Genomic DNA, 18,849 nt, shown 5'->3' with positions numbered 1-18,849 from the left:
ATTAAATAAATATCCTTTCAACACCCGCAATTCCACACAATAAGCAATGCTAAATAGCCCTACATTTGGTTGGTTTTTGTCCTACACCGCCTTGGTTATACTGCGTCTGATTTTAATAAGCCTACCGTTGTAGACTGAGAACGACACAACGTCGCTCTATCGACATTTATGGCGAATAACAGGTAAACGCTCTGGATTTACGTTCCAGCTCGCAGAAAGGAAAAACCATGTCTCAATATGTTGTATGTGCTCTGTATAAATTCGTTGCACTTGATGATTACCAAGAAATTCGCCAGCCACTAACTGAAGTGCTAGAAGCCAACAAAATTCGCGGTACTTTGCTACTTGCGAGTGAAGGCATCAACGGTACTGTTGCAGGTAAACGCGAATCTATCGATGCACTTCTTCAATGGTTCAAGCAAGACATTCGCTTAGCGGACGTTGTTTATAAAGAATCATTCAACGAAGAACAGCCATTCAACCGTACCAAGGTGAAACTCAAGAAAGAGATCGTAACCATGGGCGTTGAAGGTATCGACCCTCGCCATGTTGTCGGTACTTACGTTAAGCCAAACGAATGGAACGACCTCATCTCTGATCCAGATGTAATCTTGGTTGATACTCGTAACGACTACGAAGTCGATATCGGTACATTCAAAAATGCTGTAAACCCAAACACAGAAACCTTCCGTGAATTCCCTCAATACGTGGCAGATAACCTCGACCCTAAGAAACACAAAAAAGTCGCGATGTTCTGTACGGGTGGTATTCGTTGTGAAAAATCAACAGCCTACATGAAAGAGCAAGGTTTTGATGAGGTATACCACCTTGAAGGCGGCATTCTGAAGTACTTAGAAGAAGTGCCAGAAGAAGAGAGCATGTGGGAAGGCGACTGCTACGTATTTGATGGTCGTGTTGCGGTAAACCACCAGCTAGAGAAGAGCGGTTACGACGTGTGTAACGCTTGTCGCCTGCCAATCACAGATGAAGACAAAGCGTCTGAGCACTTTGAGAAAGGTGTAAGCTGCCCTAAGTGTATTGATAAGCACAGCGACGAGCAGAAAGCCCGTTTCCGCGAACGTGAAAAGCAAGTTCAACTTTCTAACGCCCGTGGCGAAACCCACGTAGGTGGCGAAGCCGCTCATCTTATTGAGCAGCGTAAGAAAGAAAAGCTGGCGCTCAAAGAACAGCAACGTTCTGGCAAGCAAGCGAAGTAAGCCTCATACGATAGGCCTAAAGTTATAAACGTATAACGATAGATATTAAAAAGGGCACAAATTCGCGGACCATTCCACGAGTTTGAGCCCTTTTCTGATCGCTTTACTGCTTTGTGTTTTGAACCACATTTCTTTCGATAAATTGCTTCTATACTGTTAGTAATACGACTAGAGAGGAAGTGCCAATGCTCAATGAAAACCATGCCTTTATCTTAGATTTCCCAGATCTTAAATTAGACATTGTTCAGCTCAACCACGACGACGAAAAATTCAAAGCAGACATGCAGAAATACCACCAACTCGACTACGACATCCGCCAACTAGAAATTTCTGGCAGCCCAATCGATGACGACAGCATGCATAACCTCAAAGTAGAACGCATGGCATTAAAAGACTCGCTACATAAGCAACTTACTCGACATCACGCGCTTAAGATCGTTTAAATCACAACGTTCTTACTGCCAGATTTTAAGCCATGCATTACGCATGGCTTTTTGATTTCATAACATCGAAAATCTAAGCTAATTCGGCTTATTCAAAAGCGTTTAATAAGGAAGCTGAGTGACAATAAAAGAAGAGAATATGCAATTCCAGCTCATTTCAAATCTCGAATTCGAAGAACTGTTTGCGTGTGTTAAGCAAGGGCTTTTCATACACGTCGACAATGTGTTTGGCTGGGATGACGAATTTCAACATAACCGCCTATTAAACGACTACCAACCTTCTTGGTTTCATTGGGTATACCGAGGAAAAGAGAAGATTGGACTTGTGTGTTTTAAGCCTTATGACAACGCATACCATATTCATCTGCTGATCATTTCCCCTCAATACCAAGATCAATCTCTTGGTAAAAAAGTCATGTCACTCATCCACGAAAAAGCCCATCAAGAGCAACGAAACCAAGTCACTCTGTCGAGCTTTAGAAATAACACCCGCGCCATTCGCTTTTATCAGTCACTTGGCTATCAGGTTATTGATGATAGTGATGAAGATTTTGTGGGGATGGCTCTCAACCTAGCTAACTCTCAGTCTCGCTAACCATAGAGAAAATACAGATAGCGAGTAGGTAGAGAGCGTTTACTTTAGTGCGCGCTTGAAATATCTAACTTCTCAATCAACGACGGATACCCCCAACCATTCTCACCTTCGACTACAGCCTCTCCGGTTAAATATTCAAAAAGCGTCGGCGCTAACGAGCCATTGGATTCGATCTTTAATGGCTGTGAGTTTTCACCAATTGGCGAGCCCCAGAAACCGATGAATGCGTCCTTCTCTAAATAGTCTTCACCAGCATGACGACCCGGTACCTTGGTGTTGTAACCAATTCCAGCTTTCGGGAACAGGTTAACCGTGCCCGCTCTATCTTCAAGGTAGATATTGGCTAGTTGATTGACAGAATCTGGTCTAGGAGTCAATTGGGTTAACTCTGTCCACTGCGCACTGCTGCACCATGTAGTGACATCCACCTTCATCGCTCGGTTAATACACTTTTCAACTAATTGAGAGTAGAGCGCGAAATCAGATTGATTCGGTCTCTTGAGATAAGGATTAAGCTCTTGTGTGTTAAGTAAAACTGGCGCTCGATTTGCTTCTAGCGACTCGTAGAAAAGCTTGTCACCTTCGCGGGTAATCAATTCGTCGACTCGTTTTAAATCTCGGTTACCAATCACACGAACCGCACAACGTTGTTGGTCACATGTGCTTTCTCTTACGACCATATAATCAAGAGTTTCAGGTAAGCGTTGCGATATCTGATTAATGATGTTGATATTCTGACCAGGTGGCGCTGCAATCGGAGACCACTGCGTGAGTTCTTGGTAAACAGGCTGAACCTGCCACCCTTGAGCCGAATTAAAGAAGTCCATCATGAAGTTACCACCGGCAGTCGAGGCGACCACCACATCCAATTCCTTCGAGCTTGGGTAGCTTAGAGCATTGGTGATTTTAGGCCCTTCACCCTCGTCTGAAGATATCTTCTTCACCACAATTGGATACTCTAGCTCTGCTTGTAAGCCTTCAAATACCTGCTTTTCGGGATTGAGCGCGTAGAACACCGGCGTTAAACCATGATCCCCAGCCATGCCCCATAGCGTTTTATCGTAAACGCCTGCACTGCGGTAGGTCGCTTCAATCTGGCGAATCCAATAGTCCAGTCGGTTAAGCTCTCCAGTCGGCATCAGAATTTCGTCACTAAAAGGACCGGTAAAGTGCGCGAAGTGATCCGGCCATGGGTTATAAACCAAGGTGTAATCCGGCATCCCTTTTCCATCTAACTCGGCAAACTGAGTGATCGACTGTTTAACCTGAGCTCTCTTTGAAAACTTGGTGAAAAAATCAAAGCCAGATATAGACTGATACGCCTCAATATCTTCAATCAAGGCTTGACGCTTTTCTTGCAAAACCACTTCGACTTCTGAACGTTCTTGAAGCTCTTTAACGCAGCGTTTCTCACCATAATCACGCAGTGACTCACCCAAACCTAGGTTTACTAGCCCGTCGTAAGTCGTGTGAGCATTCCAATCGTATTGGGCGTTGCAGTTCAACGTTTTCAGATAATCAAGGCGATCAAACATGGTCTGCACCTTGTTGTTTGCCATCAACACATCCAACTGCAGGGCATCATTACCAAAGAAGTAATACGCTCGGTCGATCTCTCGGTCAACAAAGTGGAAATTAGGGATACCAGTGCCACCTTGCCCTGATACTTTCGCGCCCGTTTTAATGATCGGTAGGTTACGTACGCTGATTGTGGGAGTTGAAGAGATACCCACTCGGCTAATATTGTCTAGATGTTCTTGATAGAGTTTTTTGAAGAACGGAAGATAATTCGGATCACGGTAGGTTTGTTCAGACAGAACTTCCATGAACCTCACCTGCTGTTGATGCTCAGGCTCAATCACCGTTTCTAACTTAGGTTTGTATTGCGTTCGGTTTTTATGATTTTGGTAAGCAACCGAGATGAATGGCGCGCTTTCATCGACCAACCCCTCAATCAACCCTTGCTGTAAACCATCGACGGTCACTTGGACCGCAAAGCGCTTGTTCTGTTGGGATTCTAAGAACTGAATGAGCGCATCAGGCTGGTCACTAAACGCTTGCTGCATCCAATCATCGAGCGCTGCTGCACGTTCTTCTTTAAACACAAATTGGCGGTAGGCTTTCAGCAAGTTTAAGCGCACAAAATCAATAAGCGTGATGGTAAGAGCTTGTGCTTTGTTATTCGGCTTATCAGCGTTTTCTGGTTTACCATCTTCTGCAATCGCCAACATTGCAGACTTCATATCGCCGTCATCCATTCCCAATGCCGCTTTATCGATCAAATCAACGATGATCGGTTGAATCTGAGCAATGATCGCTAGATCTTCAGAGCTATTGGTTAAGTAGATGTAATTCGCAGGGAGCGTGTCCATATCCTGCCAAACACCAATTTCGAATAACGCATCGTAGATAACCACCATGTTGGCAATGAACTGTTCATCGATACGAATACCTTCATGATGCCCCGTTGCTTCAGTCGAGGTATCTGCCTCATGATGCTCTGAGGTTGGCTTATCTCCAACATGATAGAGGCTATGTTCAAAGCCCTTTAATGCCTGCTCATCATAAACCGTCGACAAGTAAGATTTGAATACATCTTCACTGCCCAAGCCTGAATAGCGGTCGTAATAACTATAGAGAAAATAACCCAAAGGAATTGAGTACGTCGGGTTAGATAACTGAGCAACGACTCTGGCTTTTGTTTTGACATCTAAAGGGAGAGCGAGAATATACGCATCTAATGTAACGCCACCAATCGTGAAAAGAGCCGCATCACGAGTGAGTTTGGCAGAGTAACTTAGGCTTGAAAGCACCTGATTTTTTAGCACTTCACTGGAGCTAAACACACCACCAATGACGGGCGTTGTTGATATATCAGCCATACTCGGCGCTGAAACAACGGCCAACGAAAGAGAGCCAACTAAACTAGTGTAGCTACGTGCTCGGAAATAGAAGCCCATCAAATACCCTTCAGTTCAAGATGCGTTTATAAATATAACTTATTGTTTCAGTTTACTTTCATTAGTCAACCTATGTTCAACTATGCAATATAAATTAAAACTTCAATGATATTAAACTCTACCTTTTCAGTATTAAATCATCCTACAAAAGCTTACCGCTGCCGTCTTCCCACATCACTTCGCACTCTTCTTTGATTGCAGCTTTCAATAGTTCGACCAACGGAAAAGCTCGACTGCCGATATTGACAGGAGCTTCAACAATCTCTTCTTCATTGTCGTCATCAGTATTATCTTGCTCTACCGGCTTACTTTGCTCTTCGGCGATAGCAATACGTAAATTATTCAATGCTTGAGGGACTTCTGAAGCCTCAATAGCACCAGGTATCGTGCCACTGTGTCCAAGCATGTTAATGAACTGAAGGCCTACCTCCCCAAACATCGTGACGCTAGCATGAGCCTTGCAACTAAAGGTAATTAACATAATGATCCTCTATCAAATTTAGGGTTATATAAACATTTAGCTATCTATAAACTATGTTGAGTAAAGCATTAGAAAGCAAGCACGTAATAATCCAGTGCAACCACCAGCTTGCTCTTTGAATGGTTCTCGACAAGGTTATTCTGCACCGTTAGTGATATACATCACTTTTTATATTGGCTTGATTCACTTTTAAGATAAAACCTTGATAGTAGTCACATTAAATAGACTTCCTAAGCTCCGCCAAGCCTATTATTTAACCTAGTATTAGTACCATCATCAAAATTCGTGGCACAAATCACATGAACAGGCCAGTCGGAAGACACCTAGAAGAAATGGCGGACATACGATCCACCCGCAAACAAAAAATTGTCCATTCATTTTCACTGACTGCTGCGTCTCTATTCATCTTTTATACTTGGGCTTATTTCCAAGGTCAGCATTACGTACTGTCGATTTTCGAACTGTGTTTTGCTTTTATCGCTGTATCAAACGCCATTTATGTAAGAAAGATTAACAATCCTCAATATTCAGAGTTGATATTGAGCTGTGTACTGTTGGTTCAAGGCATTATCTTATTCTTGTACAGCAATGCCATCCCTGATCGAATTCTTTGGTTGTACCCTATTTTGGCTGCAGTGATTTTTATTAATGATTTCAGAATTGGCATCATATTCAGCACCTCATTTTGCGTGTTTATTAGCACTTTAATTACCGCCTTGCCGGGCAATTTTTCTTTGCCATTTAATAGCACTCATCGCTTTATTCTTAGCTTATTTACCATGAGTTTGGTTTGCCATACTTCCGCTTATTACTACACACAAGCGGTAAACTACATTCAGCGCTTATACAAAGAAGGGATAGAGGACTTAGCCTACAGAGATCAACTCACGGGCTTAGCCAACCGTTGGAGTTTTGAACGTTGGGCAAGTGAAAAGCTTGCGACTATTGATAGTAAACATTCACTTACCGCCTTGGTTTTTCTCGATATTGATGATTTTAAAGGCATCAACGATAACTATGGGCATGATGTTGGTGACAGTGTCCTGCAGCATTTTGCGAATCGTTTGAGTAACAACCTACGCACTCGAGATAGAAAGAATCATGAATACGATTATTCCATCGCTCGGTTTGCTGGCGATGAGTTTGTTTTGATGCTCTATGATATTCCAACTCGAAAAGATCTTGATGGCATTCTAGAGCGGATATGCGGACTGTTTGAGAGCGGTTGCCAAACCAATGAGAGAATCAAAGAACTCACTCTTAGTGTCGGCGTTTCTTTATACCCTCAAGATGCTACCGATTTACATGAATTAACTCGATGTGCGGATAAGGCGATGTACGTTGCTAAACACTCAGGGAAAAACCGATATGCTTATTATCACGACAACCCGGTTTCAAACTTGATAGAAGAATTCTCGACGAAATTAGTCTGCTCAGAATCTGATGAATCCAAGCTTGAAGACTGTCTTGAAGCGAAGGTGGAAGGGAACAACGTTACTCTGCTAAAAACGCATCAACATTAACCGTTAATATCGCATACTGCTAAATGTCTTAGCCTGCCATATACATAAGCCAAAGGCTCACTAATCCAATCACAATGATCCATACGACTTGTCGAGTTCGGTTCGGGTTATTACCTCTGGGCCTCACTACCGATTTAAAGGCAGCTTGCTTGGCCGACTGCATAAACGGCGCTTCAATCTCGCGTTTTTTCACACGACGTTTAAACGCACTGTTTGCGACAGCTGTAAAGCGGTGGCTCTGCTCTGTTGTAAAATCATTTTCAAAGTCCATCCGACCTTGCCTATCGCCATGCTTTGGTTGTATTGCCATAGCGGCCTCCTTGGCGGTCTACCCTATTCAAGTATAGACATAATTTCACCTTCTTACCTGTTCAAAATTTTCGAATAAGTCACTCAACGCTATGCCATCTTCTTTTTCAATCAGATTACATAAACTACAGCTATTCAAGTTTATGAGGGTATCAAAATGACGAGTGTAAGAGTAGTAGACCATGTCATTTCAGCACATGCGACTTCAGATGGAGATGGTGTCAAAATCCAAAGACTCGCTGGTTTTAATAACACACGTTTCTCTCCATTTTTGATGATTGATGAACTTAAATCGGATGAAAGCAAAGACTACGTTGGCGGCTTTCCTCCACATCCTCACCGTGGTATAGAAACGCTCACTTATATGCTTCAAGGTCATTTCCAACACAAAGACCACCTGGGTAATGTCGGTGAGCTTCGCAGCGGTGGCGCACAATGGATGGCCGCGGGTCGTGGTGTGATTCACAGTGAAATGCCAATGATGGAAGAAGGCGCGTTGCACGGTTTTCAGATTTGGATAAACCAACCAGCAACACACAAAATGCAGCCAGCGCAATACCATGACTTTCAAAGTGACAGCATTGCAGAATATCAAAACGAACAAATCGGCTTACTGAGAGTTATTTCCGGTGGGTATAAACTGCATGACCCAGCTGACGCAGAAACTATACAAACACAAGGTCCATTACAAACGACAGGCGTGCCATTAAGCGTTGTGGATTGGCGAGCGCATTCAGGACAAAAAGTGACGTTAAGGACGGATGTTAACCATAATGCCATGACATACGTGTACCGAGGCAGTATTAAGATCGATAACAAAGTCGTCAACCAAGGCCAACTTGCACTGCTCACCAAAGCTGAATTGCTGTCTTTGGATAGCTTAGAAGATTCTGGTGTCCTGATTTTTTCTGGTGAACCGATTAATGAGCCGGTTGTGCATTATGGCCCATTTGTCATGAACTCGATGGAAGAGATTGAACAGACAATTCAGGACTACAACAACGGCGTATTTGAGACTTACTGATTTTGAGCTTTGAGCTTTGAGCTTTGAGAAAGATGTTGAAGAGGTTTTGAAACAAACAACGAATTTTGGTCGTCCATTTGATGACTGCGAAACAAGTGACACTATCCACTGCCGGTTACTATCACTTATTTAACCACGCTCTTAGAGCGTGGTTTTTTCTGTCCAAGCAGAAACAAATGATACCCTGATTGAACGAATTTAGACCTAGTTACAAGTATTCACACAAGTAAGCTGTCGCTTCTTTTACCTGAAGGTCGAAGGAAGAGTTGCCAGCAACGTCAAAAGACTCACCAGACTGGTATGTCGTCCAATCATCATCACCAACACGCTTAACAATCAATGCACCTTTAACAACGGTCATCTTTTCTGGAGCCGCTGTACCAAACGTGTATTCACCAACAGCCATCACTCCAACACTAACGTCCGCACCAGATTGGTTAAACGCTAACGACTTAACGCCGCCGTCAAAATATGTGTTTTCTTTAATCATCGTACTTCCTTGTTATCTTCAAATTGCATGCATTGGGCTCAACAAATAAGCCTATACGTAAGTTATGTGGTAATTGTTTTAACCAATTCATGACTTTCGCACAAGAAATAAATACGCATAGCTTAAGCTTTTTTGAGAACCATTTTCATTGATGACGTAAATATGCCAAAAATAGCGAACGCAACCAAATTTACTAGAACATTCGATCCTGCTTCTAACTATCATAAGAATCTTTGCAAACTAAGATTTTAGTTTATAAACTGACCGACGGTGCGTGAAGATCAATGAAGAGATAATGGCAAAAAATCCCACGAAAAGCAGAGATATATTTGCCAAATTATTGTTCTACGGCTTTCTATTAGCCGGCTTGATGGTTGCCCTCACGGCAGGGTATTTTGCTTATCAAACTCACCAACAGTCAGTCAGCCCAAGCAATGTCCATGGCACTTGGATAGAGATCGGGGCTCCACCCTACAATACCGATATCCTTACGCTTTCCGATAATGGCGTCACGATGAACCATCGCCTCATTACTACCTCATTTGATTTTGATGGCAAAGTTGTCACCATCAACACAGGATCTGGGCCAACAATTTACACCATCAGTGGTACTTATGATTCGCCTCGATTAAAGCGACTGTTTCCCAGTGTGCCATCTCAACAATTCATTAAAGAAGGCTACGAAGATACAGCAGCAGGTGACACCCATAGTGTGATGCAACAACGACGCGCTTCATTAGCTGAGCAATTCAAAAGATAACTTCTACAACGGTATCCTCTAAGGTAATGCATTCTTAGTGATACTACCCTTAGCAACACTCTTTGCATTCCCAAGTATTAGCACTATCTTCCACGTATCAGCCTCACACCCAACACGTTTCGTTCTGTGATGCCGCTTCAATTCACGATATTTTCCCATAGTTTGTCGCATATTTTCATAACTTCATGTTGTGTATTTTCACTTGTGAGATTTTCATACTGAACATTGTTTTGTTTTATAAAACATGGACTCAGCCTCTCACTCATTAAGCAACAGAATTGTAACGAGATACTATTTTTTAGTTGTCCATCGAAAACGGATTTATTTTCAGTTATAAAATTAAAACTCTCTCGAATACTGACTGGGAAGCTCCTTCAAAACTGACTGGAGCCGTTTATGGGGCCATTTGGTTCTCGTAACCTTCAAGGAATGAGAGAAAAAGTATGATTCGTATAAATACCTGTGCTGCGAGCATTGCTCTAGCGCTATCTGGTACAGCATTAGCCGCTCCAACAGCACCTAGCATCGATATGTACGGTTCCAACAACCTTCAGTTTTCTAAAATTGAACTCGCGATGGAAACGACTTCTGGTTATAACCAGATGGTTAAATATCACGACAAAGCAAAGGTCGACGTTAAATTTAACCAATGGAGCGGAACGTCAGGAAACACTTACAACATCTACTTTGATGGCGTTAAAGTGGCCACTGGCCCTATAACTGGCAGCCAAACGACAGCTTCATTCGAATACGGCCAAGGCGGCTTATTTCAGATGGAAATCGAAGCGTGTGACGAAACAGGCTGTGCCAAGAGTGCACCCGCTCAGATCACAATCGCAGATACCGATGGCTCACACTTAGCGCCACTTTCGATGAATGTGGACCCGAACAACAAGTCATACAACACAGATCCAAACACGGTAGTAGGTACTTACTTTGTTGAGTGGGGCATCTATGGCCGTGATTACACAGTCGATAACCTACCCGCTGATAACTTGACCCACATCCTTTATGGCTTCATCCCAATTTGTGGCCCTAATGAATCAGTGAAATCAGTAGGCGGTAACAGCTACAACGCACTCATGACAGCCTGTCAGGGCGTTAACGATTACGAAGTGGTGATTCATGACCCTTGGGCGGCTTTCCAGAAGAGTTTCCCTCAAGCAGGGCACGAATACAGCTCACCTATCAAGGGTAACTACGCAATGATGATGGCGCTAAAACAGCGCAATCCAGACTTAAAAATCATTCCATCGATTGGTGGTTGGACGCTATCTGACCCGTTCTTCGATTTCACAACCAAAGCGAACCGAGACACGTTCGTCGCATCGGTTAAAACATTCCTCAACACATGGAAATTCTATGACGGTGTGGATATCGATTGGGAATTCCCCGGTGGAGGCGGTGCTGCGCCCGATCTCGGTGACCCTGTAAATGATGGCCCGGCTTATATTGTATTGATGGCAGAGCTGCGCGCTATGCTAGATGAGCTAGAAGCTGAAAACGATCGTACTTACGAGCTAACATCAGCGATCGGTGTTGGTCACGACAAGATTGAAGACGTGAACTACGGCGATGCTATCCAATACATGGATTACATCTTCGCGATGACTTACGACTTCTACGGCGGTTGGAACAACGTGTTAGGTCACCAAACAGCACTCAACTGCGGTAACTTCATGCGCCCAGGGCAATGTGATGGCACAGGCCTTGATGAAAATGGCGAACAGTACACGGGCCCTGCTTACACCACAGACAACGGCATCCAATTGCTGCTTGAGCAAGGTGTTCCAGCGAACAAACTTGTGGTTGGTACAGCGATGTACGGTCGTGGTTGGGAAGGCGTATTACCATCATCACTTTCAGATCCAAGCGACCCAATGACTGGCGTAGGTAATGGTAAACTGACCGGCAGCTCTGCTCAGGGTGTATGGGAAGATGGCGTTATCGATTACAAAGGCATTAAAGCGAACATGCTTGGTGCAAACAACCAAGGCATCAACGGCTTTGAATATGGCTACGACGAAATGGCAGAAGCGCCTTACGTTTGGAACCGTACTTCAGGTCAGCTAATCACATTTGATGATGATCGCTCAGTAAAAGCAAAAGGCGCATACGTTCGTAGCCTTGGCCTTGCGGGTCTATTCTCTTGGGAAATTGATGCGGATAACGGCGATATCCTGAACGCGATGCATGAAGGTCTTGCAGGTGGAACTACTGATCCTGTAAACCGTAAACCAACCGCAGCAGCGGGCGCAGATCTATCGGTTGAAGGCCCAGCTTCTGTTTCTCTAGACGGTAGCGCTTCAAAAGACAGCGACGGCACGATTGCAAGCTACGCTTGGTCACAAGTAAGCGGAACAGCCGTAACTCTGGCCAACGCGAATGCTGCAGTTGCAAGCTTCGATGTGGTTGAAGTCGCTCAACAAGAAGTACTCACGTTCAGCCTAACGGTAACTGATAACGAAGGTGCGACTGCAACTGACACCGTTGTTGTAACAGTAACCCCTAAGGACACAGGTCCAGTCAATACAGCACCAGTTGCGATTGTTTCAGCTCCAGCTGAAGTTAATGCGGGTGACGTAGTGGTGGTTGATGCTTCGGCTTCGAGCGATGCTGACCAAGATACATTGACCTTCACGTGGGATGTGCCTGCTGGTATTGATGCTACGATTCAAGGTTCTTCAGTGAGCTTTGTCGCGGCGGAATACACGCAAGATACGACGCTGAACTTCTCTGTAACGGTCAGCGATGGCACTGATACATCGGTAGCGGCTACTTCAGTGAACGTTCTTAAGAAAACCACAGGTGGCGGTACGTGTACTAACGCTTGGGATTCAAGTGCAGTCTACACTGGCGGCGACCAAGTGACTCAAGCTGGTAAGGTTTGGGAAGCAAAATGGTGGACAACCGGTGAAGATCCAACAACGACAGGCCAATGGGGCGTCTGGAAAGAGATCGGCCCTGCGAGCTGTGCTAACTAAAATGGGATTTAGCTCAACACGAGCTAAGCACCCACTAACCCCCTAAAAGCAAAGGCCAATCAGAGAATGTCTGATTGGCCTTTTTATTTATATTTTCTTAGCCTTGAGCTAACGATCTTTATACTGATGACCTTTTTAAGTATGCTCGTTGGGTTTAGCCAATTAAGTTATCAAAGCTCTCAAATACTTGCGGGCACTTCATCACTCGTCCGTGACCTTGGCCTCGAGTGGCAATCAAGGTGACGCGATCCATTTCATTGGCAGCACGTTGAGAGACATCAAACTTAGTGAACTTGTCTTTCTCATCATGAACAATGATCGTCTGCGATTCGCGAAGCGCTAATTTACCATAAGGATCCACTGATTGAATTGGGTAGTTAAACTGCTCTTCCACTTCACCTACAACCGCCTCAAACAGCTTCATTGAGTAACCAGAACGTGCCACACTGCCAAATAGGTTTTCTAGGTAATCCAACACAGGCGCGATCAGCAACATTGGCTTGTTTTCCAATTTAACGTGCTTGCACTCCAACGCAGAAGCAGTGCCCATGCTGTGGCCAACCAAACCTGCCACTTCACCAACCGAATCTAGAATGGCCTCTAAACCGTTCACAAACGCTGGAATATGACCATGTACACCATCACTGCCACCATGAGCAGGGTGATCGTAAGCCAAAGCCGTAAAGCCTTTGGCTGCGATGTGTTCCATGAGAGGGAAAAACTGACTCGCTGTCCCCGACCAACCATGAGTAAGCACCCAAACCGGTCCAGTACCCAGAGAGTATGTCTTCAATACACCGTCACGACCTTTGATCTCACTTTTAATCAAACCTTTTGGATCGGCATTCTTTTGCTCGGTGCGCATTGGAGTCAGCAGCAATTTACGTGCTGTTTTCTTCGCATGGCTAGGCGCTAGAATATAGTGAAGGTTTGTCGTGGCACCAATTAAGCTGCGCTTAAAACTGAATTTGTTCGATGTATTAAAATAGATTTTGTCACTCATGACCTGTCCTTGTTTCGCCATACAACTTGGCGGATAGAGCTCGGCCCCAGAAATCGAACGACCGTGCTATTTGTTTATCTAAAAAATGACGGTAATTTATTATCACTTACCGCCACTTCTATAAAATTGTGGTCAGCCTTACTAAAGCAAAACTTACGTTTTTTACGAATAAAATGATTTTCGAGTAAAACTTGTCTGCAATCTAAACCGCTTTCCAACTCTCTACTAAACGTTCTACGCCACTCCAGAAATGAGTGTGACTCGCTTGCTGACCTCGTAAGGAGTAAAACAAGTTAGCACTCAAATAAAGCCCATATAACTCAAAAGTTGCCTGTTTAGGTTCTAAATCAACTCTAAACTGCTTGCTCTCGATCGCTTTAGCGACCTGAATGGTCAAGTAATCAATCCACACTGAAATGGTTTTCTGCAGTGCCTTCTGAATCACAGACGTTTCGCTGCCTGCATCTTTCCATGCATCAATAAACATGCAGCTACCTTGAAACGAGTGATTCCAACCCAGCCAATTATCGAGCAGCTGTTTCAATTTCGCTTCAATGTCACCATCTCCCAACTCTCTTGCAGGCGTGATGACTCTTTCAGTGAATATGGCGTTGGAATACTCGAGCACAGAGAGTTGTAGGTTCTCTTTAGAGTTGAAGTGCGCGAACAATCCACTCTTAGACATACCACACTGCTTGGCTAATTCGCCAATCGTTAAACTCTCGAGACCATTTTCACTCGCAAGCGCGAATGCATGGCTCAAAATATACTCTTTGGTTATCTTTCCTTTGCTCATTATTCACCAATGATAAATCTGATGATTATTTTTAGCACGTTCGTACTTTTTTTCAAAGTTTTTTGCTTAACCGCAGGGATTTAATTTCTCTTATCAAAGAATTGTGGAAAAATGCGACAGTATTCAAAGGATATTGAGCGAAGCAGCTATTGATCGAAGTAAAAATTGATCGAAGTAAAAATTGATCGAAGCAGCGCCAAGTTATTCAGTTATTCAGTTATTCAGTTATTCAGTTATTCAGTTATTCAAAAAGTAACGACTCAATTAAACAACAAAGGAAAAATAATGAACACACTTTGGGAACAGTTTGCGTTTTCGGCGTCAGTAACAGGCCCCATCTGTCTAATGCTGTTTCTTGGTGTGATGCTCAAGCGAATCGGCTTGATCAATGACAACTTCATCGATGTCGCATCAAAGGTCGTCTTTCAGGTCACTCTACCAGCAATGCTATTTTTGAGTATTGTTCAGTCTAACCACGATTTTTCGGCTAGCGGCAAGCTCGTTATTTTTGGCTTGGTGGCGAACCTTGTGTTCTTCATATTTACCACGGTAAGCACGAAAATAGCCTTTAAAAAACCAGAAGACCAAGGCGTAATAGTGCAAGGTGGCTTTCGAGCTAATACCGCCATTATTGGACTCGCCTATGTTGCAAACATCTACGGCAACGACGGCGTTGCGCTCGCAGCTCTTTATGTCGCATCACTGACCGTTCTCTACAACATTCAGGCGGTTATCGCACTCACTCCGAAGGGTCAAGAGTCTGGTGATAAAGCCGTTCAAGTGATTATTAAAACACTGACCAAAAACCCTCTGATTATCTCTATCGCAATGGGGGTCTTGTTTTACTTACTGTCGATTCCAGTGCCGAAAATGGTGTCGGATGCAGGACAATATTTTGCCAATATGACCTTACCACTGGCTCTTTTATGCACTGGAGGGTCGCTTGACATACGATCTCTGAAAAAAGATAAGGGCCCCACCTGGTTCTCTACGGGATACAAGCTGGTCTTGGCTCCGCTGCTAATTACTTCAGTTGCTATATTCTTCGATTTTAGAGGATTAGATCTTGGTCTTATTTTCTTGATGAGCGCCGCGCCAACCGCTGCCGCAAGTTACGTAATGGCGCGAGCGATGGGGGGAAACTCTACCTTAGCCGCCAATATTATCGCTCTAACGACTGTCGTTTCTCTTATCACTTGCACGCTTGGTATATTCGCACTCACTGCAATGAATTTAATATAGCTGCGACAGGCTTCAAATAATCAACACAAGCCTTAAAACTAAGGCCGCAAGCCTTGATTTAGGACTAACGTATTCGCCATAAAGACTGTTAGATTTTACGAAATTTTTCTTAGAGATCTGATATGTCTTCCGTTCAACATACGCCTGCACAACGCATTGCCAGTATCGAGTTGGGCCGAGTGATTGCTATATTGGCGATCATTGGTTTACATGGCCAAATGGCACTGACTTATTGGCAAATCAATGAAGTGCCATGGATTGGTTATGTTCTTAACCAAGCCGCGCGCTTCGCCGTGCCGCTATTCTTTCTTATTTCCGGCTATCTGATCCAACCTAAACTCACAGCGTCGCCTTGGACAACCTTCATCAACTACTCCAAACCACTACTCAAAGTTTGGTTGGTATGGAGCATCATCTGTCTGGTCATGCCATTCAACCTCGCTAAGGTTGAAGAATTGGGTTACTTAGGCGAACGCCAAGGTTACTGGGGCTTCCTAATGAACACCCCGCTCAACTCTTTCTTAGAGGGCGGACTAGTTCACTTATGGTTCCTTCCTGCTCTAATGTTCGCTGTTTTGATCATCGCCTTAATGGTTGAGATGAAACTCGACAAACTGCTATTACCAACGGCTATTCTACTTTACGTATATGGTGTGTTGGCAGGCAGTTACACAAGCTTAACCGACCTCAGTGCACCGTTCTTCACTCGTAACGGCCCATTCTTTAGCACACTGATGGTGACTTTAGGCTTCCTGATTCGCCAACATCAATGGAAGGTGTCGTCAACAAAGGCCTTGGGGTTCTTAGCGATAGGCATGTTCATCCACTTTGCCGAAGCTGCATGGCTAACCAACTTTGATGTCGGGTTTAACATGAATGATTTCTTGTTTGGAACCACATTATGGGGCGTAGGTGTATTTATGTGGCTTCTGGCCAATCCAAATATCGGCAACTACGCATGGGTTCGTTCTATTTCAAACCGAATGTTGGGCATCTACGTCAGCCATTTGTTAGTTATTATCGTGCTGTTCAATGTTTGTGGAATATTAGGTATCACAGAGATCGGTAAAGATATCACTGTATTCTTCGGCACCTTTATCCTGAGCTTTATGTTGGTTTCGGGTATCGAAAAGACACCTCTGCAACGCTGGTTGCTTCGCTAACAGCCATCTCACCGGAAACGTTAAACTCTCTTCCCAATATTTATCTGCCAGTGAAAACACTAACCCATGGTCACTGGCAGTTTTTACTTAACTCAAGTATCGACATCCATCTAAATATCTACACAATCATAAGTATTTACACAAACCTCAATATTTACACAAACCTAAGATAAATATCGACAACCTTCATTTGATACTCACCGTTATCCCTCGATCTCCTTTAGCCATTGACGTGGTGATATACCAGAGACATGTTGAAACGCACGAGAGAAGCCAGAGTAACTGCTGTAACCAACCTCATCAGACACCCAATTAATTGGCTTACTTTGTAACAGTAAAGACTGAGCCACTGAGATACGCCACTTTTGTACGTAATCTCCGGGCGTTTCACCGACCTCTCTCTTAAATGCCTCGATAAATTGAGTGCGAGACATCGCAGCCAATGATGCCATTTCCGCAACCGACAAATGACGAGCAGGCAATCTGTGGATAGCGTTCATTACAGGAGCGAGTCGAGTATGGGCAAGAGCTGAAAATAGCCCTTTATCAATTTTCTGTTGTTCAATGAGATGACGGAAAATTAAAGCCATTAATGCATCACTAAATTTATCCATTAAGTATTGTTGGCCTGACGATTCTTGGCTCGACTCCCGAAACAACACTTCGATCACTGGAATTAAGTTAGGTGCTTCATCAAACGGAATCACTATCACATCAGGAAGAGCAGACAACAAAGGATTCATCTGCCCTGCTCGATATTCCACATTCGCGCACACCAACTCTGCCCCCTCCCCCACCCCTTCAATCGCATGTGGCGTGCTGTTAGGCAAATACACCATGCAAGGCTGTGAAAGTTGCTTACTTTCCTTGTGAGCACGAGATAAGGTCAGCTTCCCCGCGCTCAACACATGAAGATGCCCTTCCTTACCCTGTCGTGGCTTGAATGACGATACACCACACAGATTTCCAGAGTAAAAAACACCAGTACGTATCGAGAAATGTTCCATTAGTTGTGACAGCAGATCCATGCATCCTCCGAACGATTCGCTTACTTTTTAGTTCTTTTGTCCCTCTATAGACCGGACTAGTGGGCTAATTTATTCAAACAAGATAACCAAAGAAGACAAGGAAATTGTTATGTCATACATCAAACCAGCCAATAAAAAACTCACTCTAATGGTAGCGTTACTAGGTACCAGCTTCTCGCTAATGGCAGCAGATATCGACATGAGCGTTGATAGCAATGACATAGCGATCAAAGGCTATGACCCAGTAGCTTACTTTACTGATTCGGGCGCCGTTCAAGGCTCATCAAAATTCACAGCAACTTATAAGAACGCTATTTATCAGTTCGCAAGCAGTGAAAACCGAGATCAGTTTCGTACTAACCCTGAAGCTTATGCGCCTCAATACGGTGGCTATTGTGCCTTTGGTGTAGCTATGGGCAAGAAGTTTGAGACCGACCCTAATGCATGGAAAGTCGAAGATGGAAAGCTATATCTGAACTTGGACAAATCTGTACAAAAACGATGGTTGGAAGATACACAAGAATTTATCCAAGATGCCAACAGTAACTGGACGACGATCAAAACTGTCGAAGCTTATAAACTCTAGTCGATAAGCTCTAGTCGACAAGTTTTAGCCTATAAATTTGTCCACTACTCATTTTAGCCTTCAACGTTTATCCATTGCCCATTAATAAAAACGGAAGCGACCGAACGCTTCCGTTTTCATGTCGACGATTTAACTATGGATAAGTAGTCAACTAATGGTGACACCACAACAAACAACGATGTGACACTCAAATCAGAGAAAAGCATAAAGCCCTCAGCACGAATCAAATTCATTTTTACTCTATA

17 protein-coding genes are annotated in these 18,849 nt (G+C 43.8%); 10 read left to right on the top strand and 7 right to left on the bottom strand.

Annotation, left to right across the window (positions count from 1 at the left end; genetic code table 11):
• Positions 1-227: 227 nt before the first annotated feature.
• The 3 genes from IQO02_RS19105 (at position 228) to IQO02_RS19095 (ending at position 2,255) form a co-directional block, all read left to right on the top strand.
• Positions 228-1,217, top strand: a complete 990-nt coding sequence (locus IQO02_RS19105; protein ID WP_016790021.1) for a rhodanese-related sulfurtransferase — start codon at positions 228-230, stop codon at positions 1,215-1,217.
• A 185-nt stretch (positions 1,218-1,402) separates the two neighbouring features.
• Positions 1,403-1,660, top strand: coding sequence for a YdcH family protein (locus IQO02_RS19100; protein ID WP_010432560.1), 258 nt, complete (start codon positions 1,403-1,405; stop codon positions 1,658-1,660).
• A gap of 139 nt (positions 1,661-1,799) precedes the next feature.
• Positions 1,800-2,255 (top strand): GNAT family N-acetyltransferase, encoded by a 456-nt coding sequence (locus IQO02_RS19095; protein ID WP_016785488.1) that lies wholly within the window; start codon positions 1,800-1,802, stop codon positions 2,253-2,255.
• Positions 2,256-2,299: 44 nt separating this feature from the next.
• On the opposite strand, the gene IQO02_RS19090 is transcribed toward IQO02_RS19095, so the two are convergent.
• Together IQO02_RS19090 and IQO02_RS19085 are read right to left on the bottom strand one after the other, a co-directional pair.
• Positions 2,300-5,215: an alkaline phosphatase family protein gene (locus IQO02_RS19090; protein ID WP_016795804.1), complete on the bottom strand. Its 2,916-nt coding sequence runs from the start codon at positions 5,213-5,215 to the stop codon at positions 2,300-2,302.
• A gap of 142 nt (positions 5,216-5,357) precedes the next feature.
• The gene (locus IQO02_RS19085; protein ID WP_016766915.1) at positions 5,358-5,696 is read right to left on the bottom strand and encodes a DUF1840 domain-containing protein; all 339 of its coding nucleotides are present in this window, start codon (positions 5,694-5,696) and stop codon (positions 5,358-5,360) included.
• A gap of 332 nt (positions 5,697-6,028) precedes the next feature.
• Between IQO02_RS19085 and IQO02_RS19080 the strand changes: the two genes are divergently transcribed.
• Entirely contained in the window at positions 6,029-7,219 is a 1,191-nt protein-coding gene (locus tag IQO02_RS19080) for a GGDEF domain-containing protein (protein ID WP_010432541.1), read from the top strand.
• A gap of 28 nt (positions 7,220-7,247) precedes the next feature.
• Here the strand turns inward: IQO02_RS19080 and IQO02_RS19075 are convergent, their stop codons facing one another.
• On the bottom strand, positions 7,248-7,529 hold the full coding sequence (locus IQO02_RS19075) for a hypothetical protein (protein ID WP_010432539.1): 282 nt from the start codon (positions 7,527-7,529) through the stop codon (positions 7,248-7,250).
• Positions 7,530-7,685: 156 nt separating this feature from the next.
• Between IQO02_RS19075 and IQO02_RS19070 the strand changes: the two genes are divergently transcribed.
• The gene (locus tag IQO02_RS19070) at positions 7,686-8,552 is read left to right on the top strand and encodes a pirin family protein (protein WP_016766914.1); all 867 of its coding nucleotides are present in this window, start codon (positions 7,686-7,688) and stop codon (positions 8,550-8,552) included.
• A gap of 208 nt (positions 8,553-8,760) precedes the next feature.
• Here the strand turns inward: IQO02_RS19070 and IQO02_RS19065 are convergent, their stop codons facing one another.
• Positions 8,761-9,042 (bottom strand): pyrimidine/purine nucleoside phosphorylase, encoded by a 282-nt coding sequence (locus tag IQO02_RS19065; RefSeq protein ID WP_010432533.1) that lies wholly within the window; start codon positions 9,040-9,042, stop codon positions 8,761-8,763.
• 295 nt (positions 9,043-9,337) lie between these two features.
• On the opposite strand from IQO02_RS19065, the gene IQO02_RS19060 reads away from it, so the two are divergent.
• Both IQO02_RS19060 and IQO02_RS19055 read left to right on the top strand, forming a co-directional pair.
• Positions 9,338-9,802 (top strand): DUF2850 domain-containing protein, encoded by a 465-nt coding sequence (locus IQO02_RS19060; protein WP_016766913.1) that lies wholly within the window; start codon positions 9,338-9,340, stop codon positions 9,800-9,802.
• A 443-nt stretch (positions 9,803-10,245) separates the two neighbouring features.
• Entirely contained in the window at positions 10,246-12,786 is a 2,541-nt protein-coding gene (locus tag IQO02_RS19055) for a glycosyl hydrolase family 18 protein (protein WP_016766912.1), read from the top strand.
• Positions 12,787-12,940: 154 nt separating this feature from the next.
• Here the strand turns inward: IQO02_RS19055 and IQO02_RS19050 are convergent, their stop codons facing one another.
• Both IQO02_RS19050 and IQO02_RS19045 read right to left on the bottom strand, forming a co-directional pair.
• On the bottom strand, positions 12,941-13,789 hold the full coding sequence (locus IQO02_RS19050) for an alpha/beta hydrolase (protein WP_010432519.1): 849 nt from the start codon (positions 13,787-13,789) through the stop codon (positions 12,941-12,943).
• 202 nt (positions 13,790-13,991) lie between these two features.
• Positions 13,992-14,585 (bottom strand): TetR/AcrR family transcriptional regulator, encoded by a 594-nt coding sequence (locus IQO02_RS19045; protein WP_010432517.1) that lies wholly within the window; start codon positions 14,583-14,585, stop codon positions 13,992-13,994.
• Between the two features lie 285 nt (positions 14,586-14,870).
• Here IQO02_RS19045 and IQO02_RS19040 point away from each other — a divergent pair, with 285 nt between their 5' ends.
• Positions 14,871-15,827 carry an AEC family transporter gene (locus tag IQO02_RS19040; RefSeq protein WP_016766911.1) on the top strand — a complete coding sequence of 319 codons (957 nt, stop codon included), beginning with the start codon at positions 14,871-14,873 and terminating at the stop codon, positions 15,825-15,827.
• A gap of 122 nt (positions 15,828-15,949) precedes the next feature.
• Complete coding sequence (locus IQO02_RS19035; RefSeq protein ID WP_016766910.1) at positions 15,950-16,990, top strand: acyltransferase; 1,041 nt, start codon at positions 15,950-15,952, stop codon at positions 16,988-16,990.
• A gap of 203 nt (positions 16,991-17,193) precedes the next feature.
• Here the strand turns inward: IQO02_RS19035 and IQO02_RS19030 are convergent, their stop codons facing one another.
• Positions 17,194-18,018, bottom strand: coding sequence for an AraC family transcriptional regulator (locus tag IQO02_RS19030; protein WP_016766909.1), 825 nt, complete (start codon positions 18,016-18,018; stop codon positions 17,194-17,196).
• A gap of 109 nt (positions 18,019-18,127) precedes the next feature.
• Between IQO02_RS19030 and IQO02_RS19025 the strand changes: the two genes are divergently transcribed.
• Positions 18,128-18,604, top strand: a complete 477-nt coding sequence (locus tag IQO02_RS19025; protein WP_010432507.1) for a YHS domain-containing (seleno)protein — start codon at positions 18,128-18,130, stop codon at positions 18,602-18,604.
• The last annotated feature ends 245 nt before the right edge of the window (positions 18,605-18,849 follow it).

Source organism: Vibrio sp. OPT24 (assembly GCF_015163545.1).
Lineage (GTDB): Bacteria > Pseudomonadota > Gammaproteobacteria > Enterobacterales > Vibrionaceae > Vibrio > Vibrio cyclitrophicus.
The sequence above is the reverse complement of the archived record's forward strand: the minus strand, read 5'-3'. Positions and strand labels throughout refer to the sequence as shown.

Excerpts from the sequence above, each read along its gene's own strand:
- IQO02_RS19095 (WP_016785488.1), top strand. The coding sequence starts at position 1,800 with ATGCAATTCCAGCTCATTTCAAATCTCGAATTCGAAGAACTGTTTGCG.
- IQO02_RS19060 (WP_016766913.1), top strand. The coding sequence starts at position 9,338 with ATGGCAAAAAATCCCACGAAAAGCAGAGATATATTTGCCAAATTATTG.
- IQO02_RS19030 (WP_016766909.1), bottom strand. The coding sequence starts at position 18,018 with ATGGATCTGCTGTCACAACTAATGGAACATTTCTCGATACGTACTGGT.
- IQO02_RS19065 (WP_010432533.1), bottom strand. The coding sequence starts at position 9,042 with ATGATTAAAGAAAACACATATTTTGACGGCGGCGTTAAGTCGTTAGCG.
- IQO02_RS19035 (WP_016766910.1), top strand. The coding sequence starts at position 15,950 with ATGTCTTCCGTTCAACATACGCCTGCACAACGCATTGCCAGTATCGAG.
- IQO02_RS19040 (WP_016766911.1), top strand. The coding sequence starts at position 14,871 with ATGAACACACTTTGGGAACAGTTTGCGTTTTCGGCGTCAGTAACAGGC.
- IQO02_RS19050 (WP_010432519.1), bottom strand. The coding sequence starts at position 13,789 with ATGAGTGACAAAATCTATTTTAATACATCGAACAAATTCAGTTTTAAG.
- IQO02_RS19100 (WP_010432560.1), top strand. The coding sequence starts at position 1,403 with ATGCTCAATGAAAACCATGCCTTTATCTTAGATTTCCCAGATCTTAAA.
- IQO02_RS19105 (WP_016790021.1), top strand. The coding sequence starts at position 228 with ATGTCTCAATATGTTGTATGTGCTCTGTATAAATTCGTTGCACTTGAT.
- IQO02_RS19090 (WP_016795804.1), bottom strand. The coding sequence starts at position 5,215 with ATGGGCTTCTATTTCCGAGCACGTAGCTACACTAGTTTAGTTGGCTCT.
- IQO02_RS19075 (WP_010432539.1), bottom strand. The coding sequence starts at position 7,529 with ATGGCAATACAACCAAAGCATGGCGATAGGCAAGGTCGGATGGACTTT.
- IQO02_RS19045 (WP_010432517.1), bottom strand. The coding sequence starts at position 14,585 with ATGAGCAAAGGAAAGATAACCAAAGAGTATATTTTGAGCCATGCATTC.
- IQO02_RS19055 (WP_016766912.1), top strand. The coding sequence starts at position 10,246 with ATGATTCGTATAAATACCTGTGCTGCGAGCATTGCTCTAGCGCTATCT.
- IQO02_RS19085 (WP_016766915.1), bottom strand. The coding sequence starts at position 5,696 with ATGTTAATTACCTTTAGTTGCAAGGCTCATGCTAGCGTCACGATGTTT.
- IQO02_RS19070 (WP_016766914.1), top strand. The coding sequence starts at position 7,686 with ATGACGAGTGTAAGAGTAGTAGACCATGTCATTTCAGCACATGCGACT.
- IQO02_RS19025 (WP_010432507.1), top strand. The coding sequence starts at position 18,128 with ATGTCATACATCAAACCAGCCAATAAAAAACTCACTCTAATGGTAGCG.
- IQO02_RS19080 (WP_010432541.1), top strand. The coding sequence starts at position 6,029 with ATGGCGGACATACGATCCACCCGCAAACAAAAAATTGTCCATTCATTT.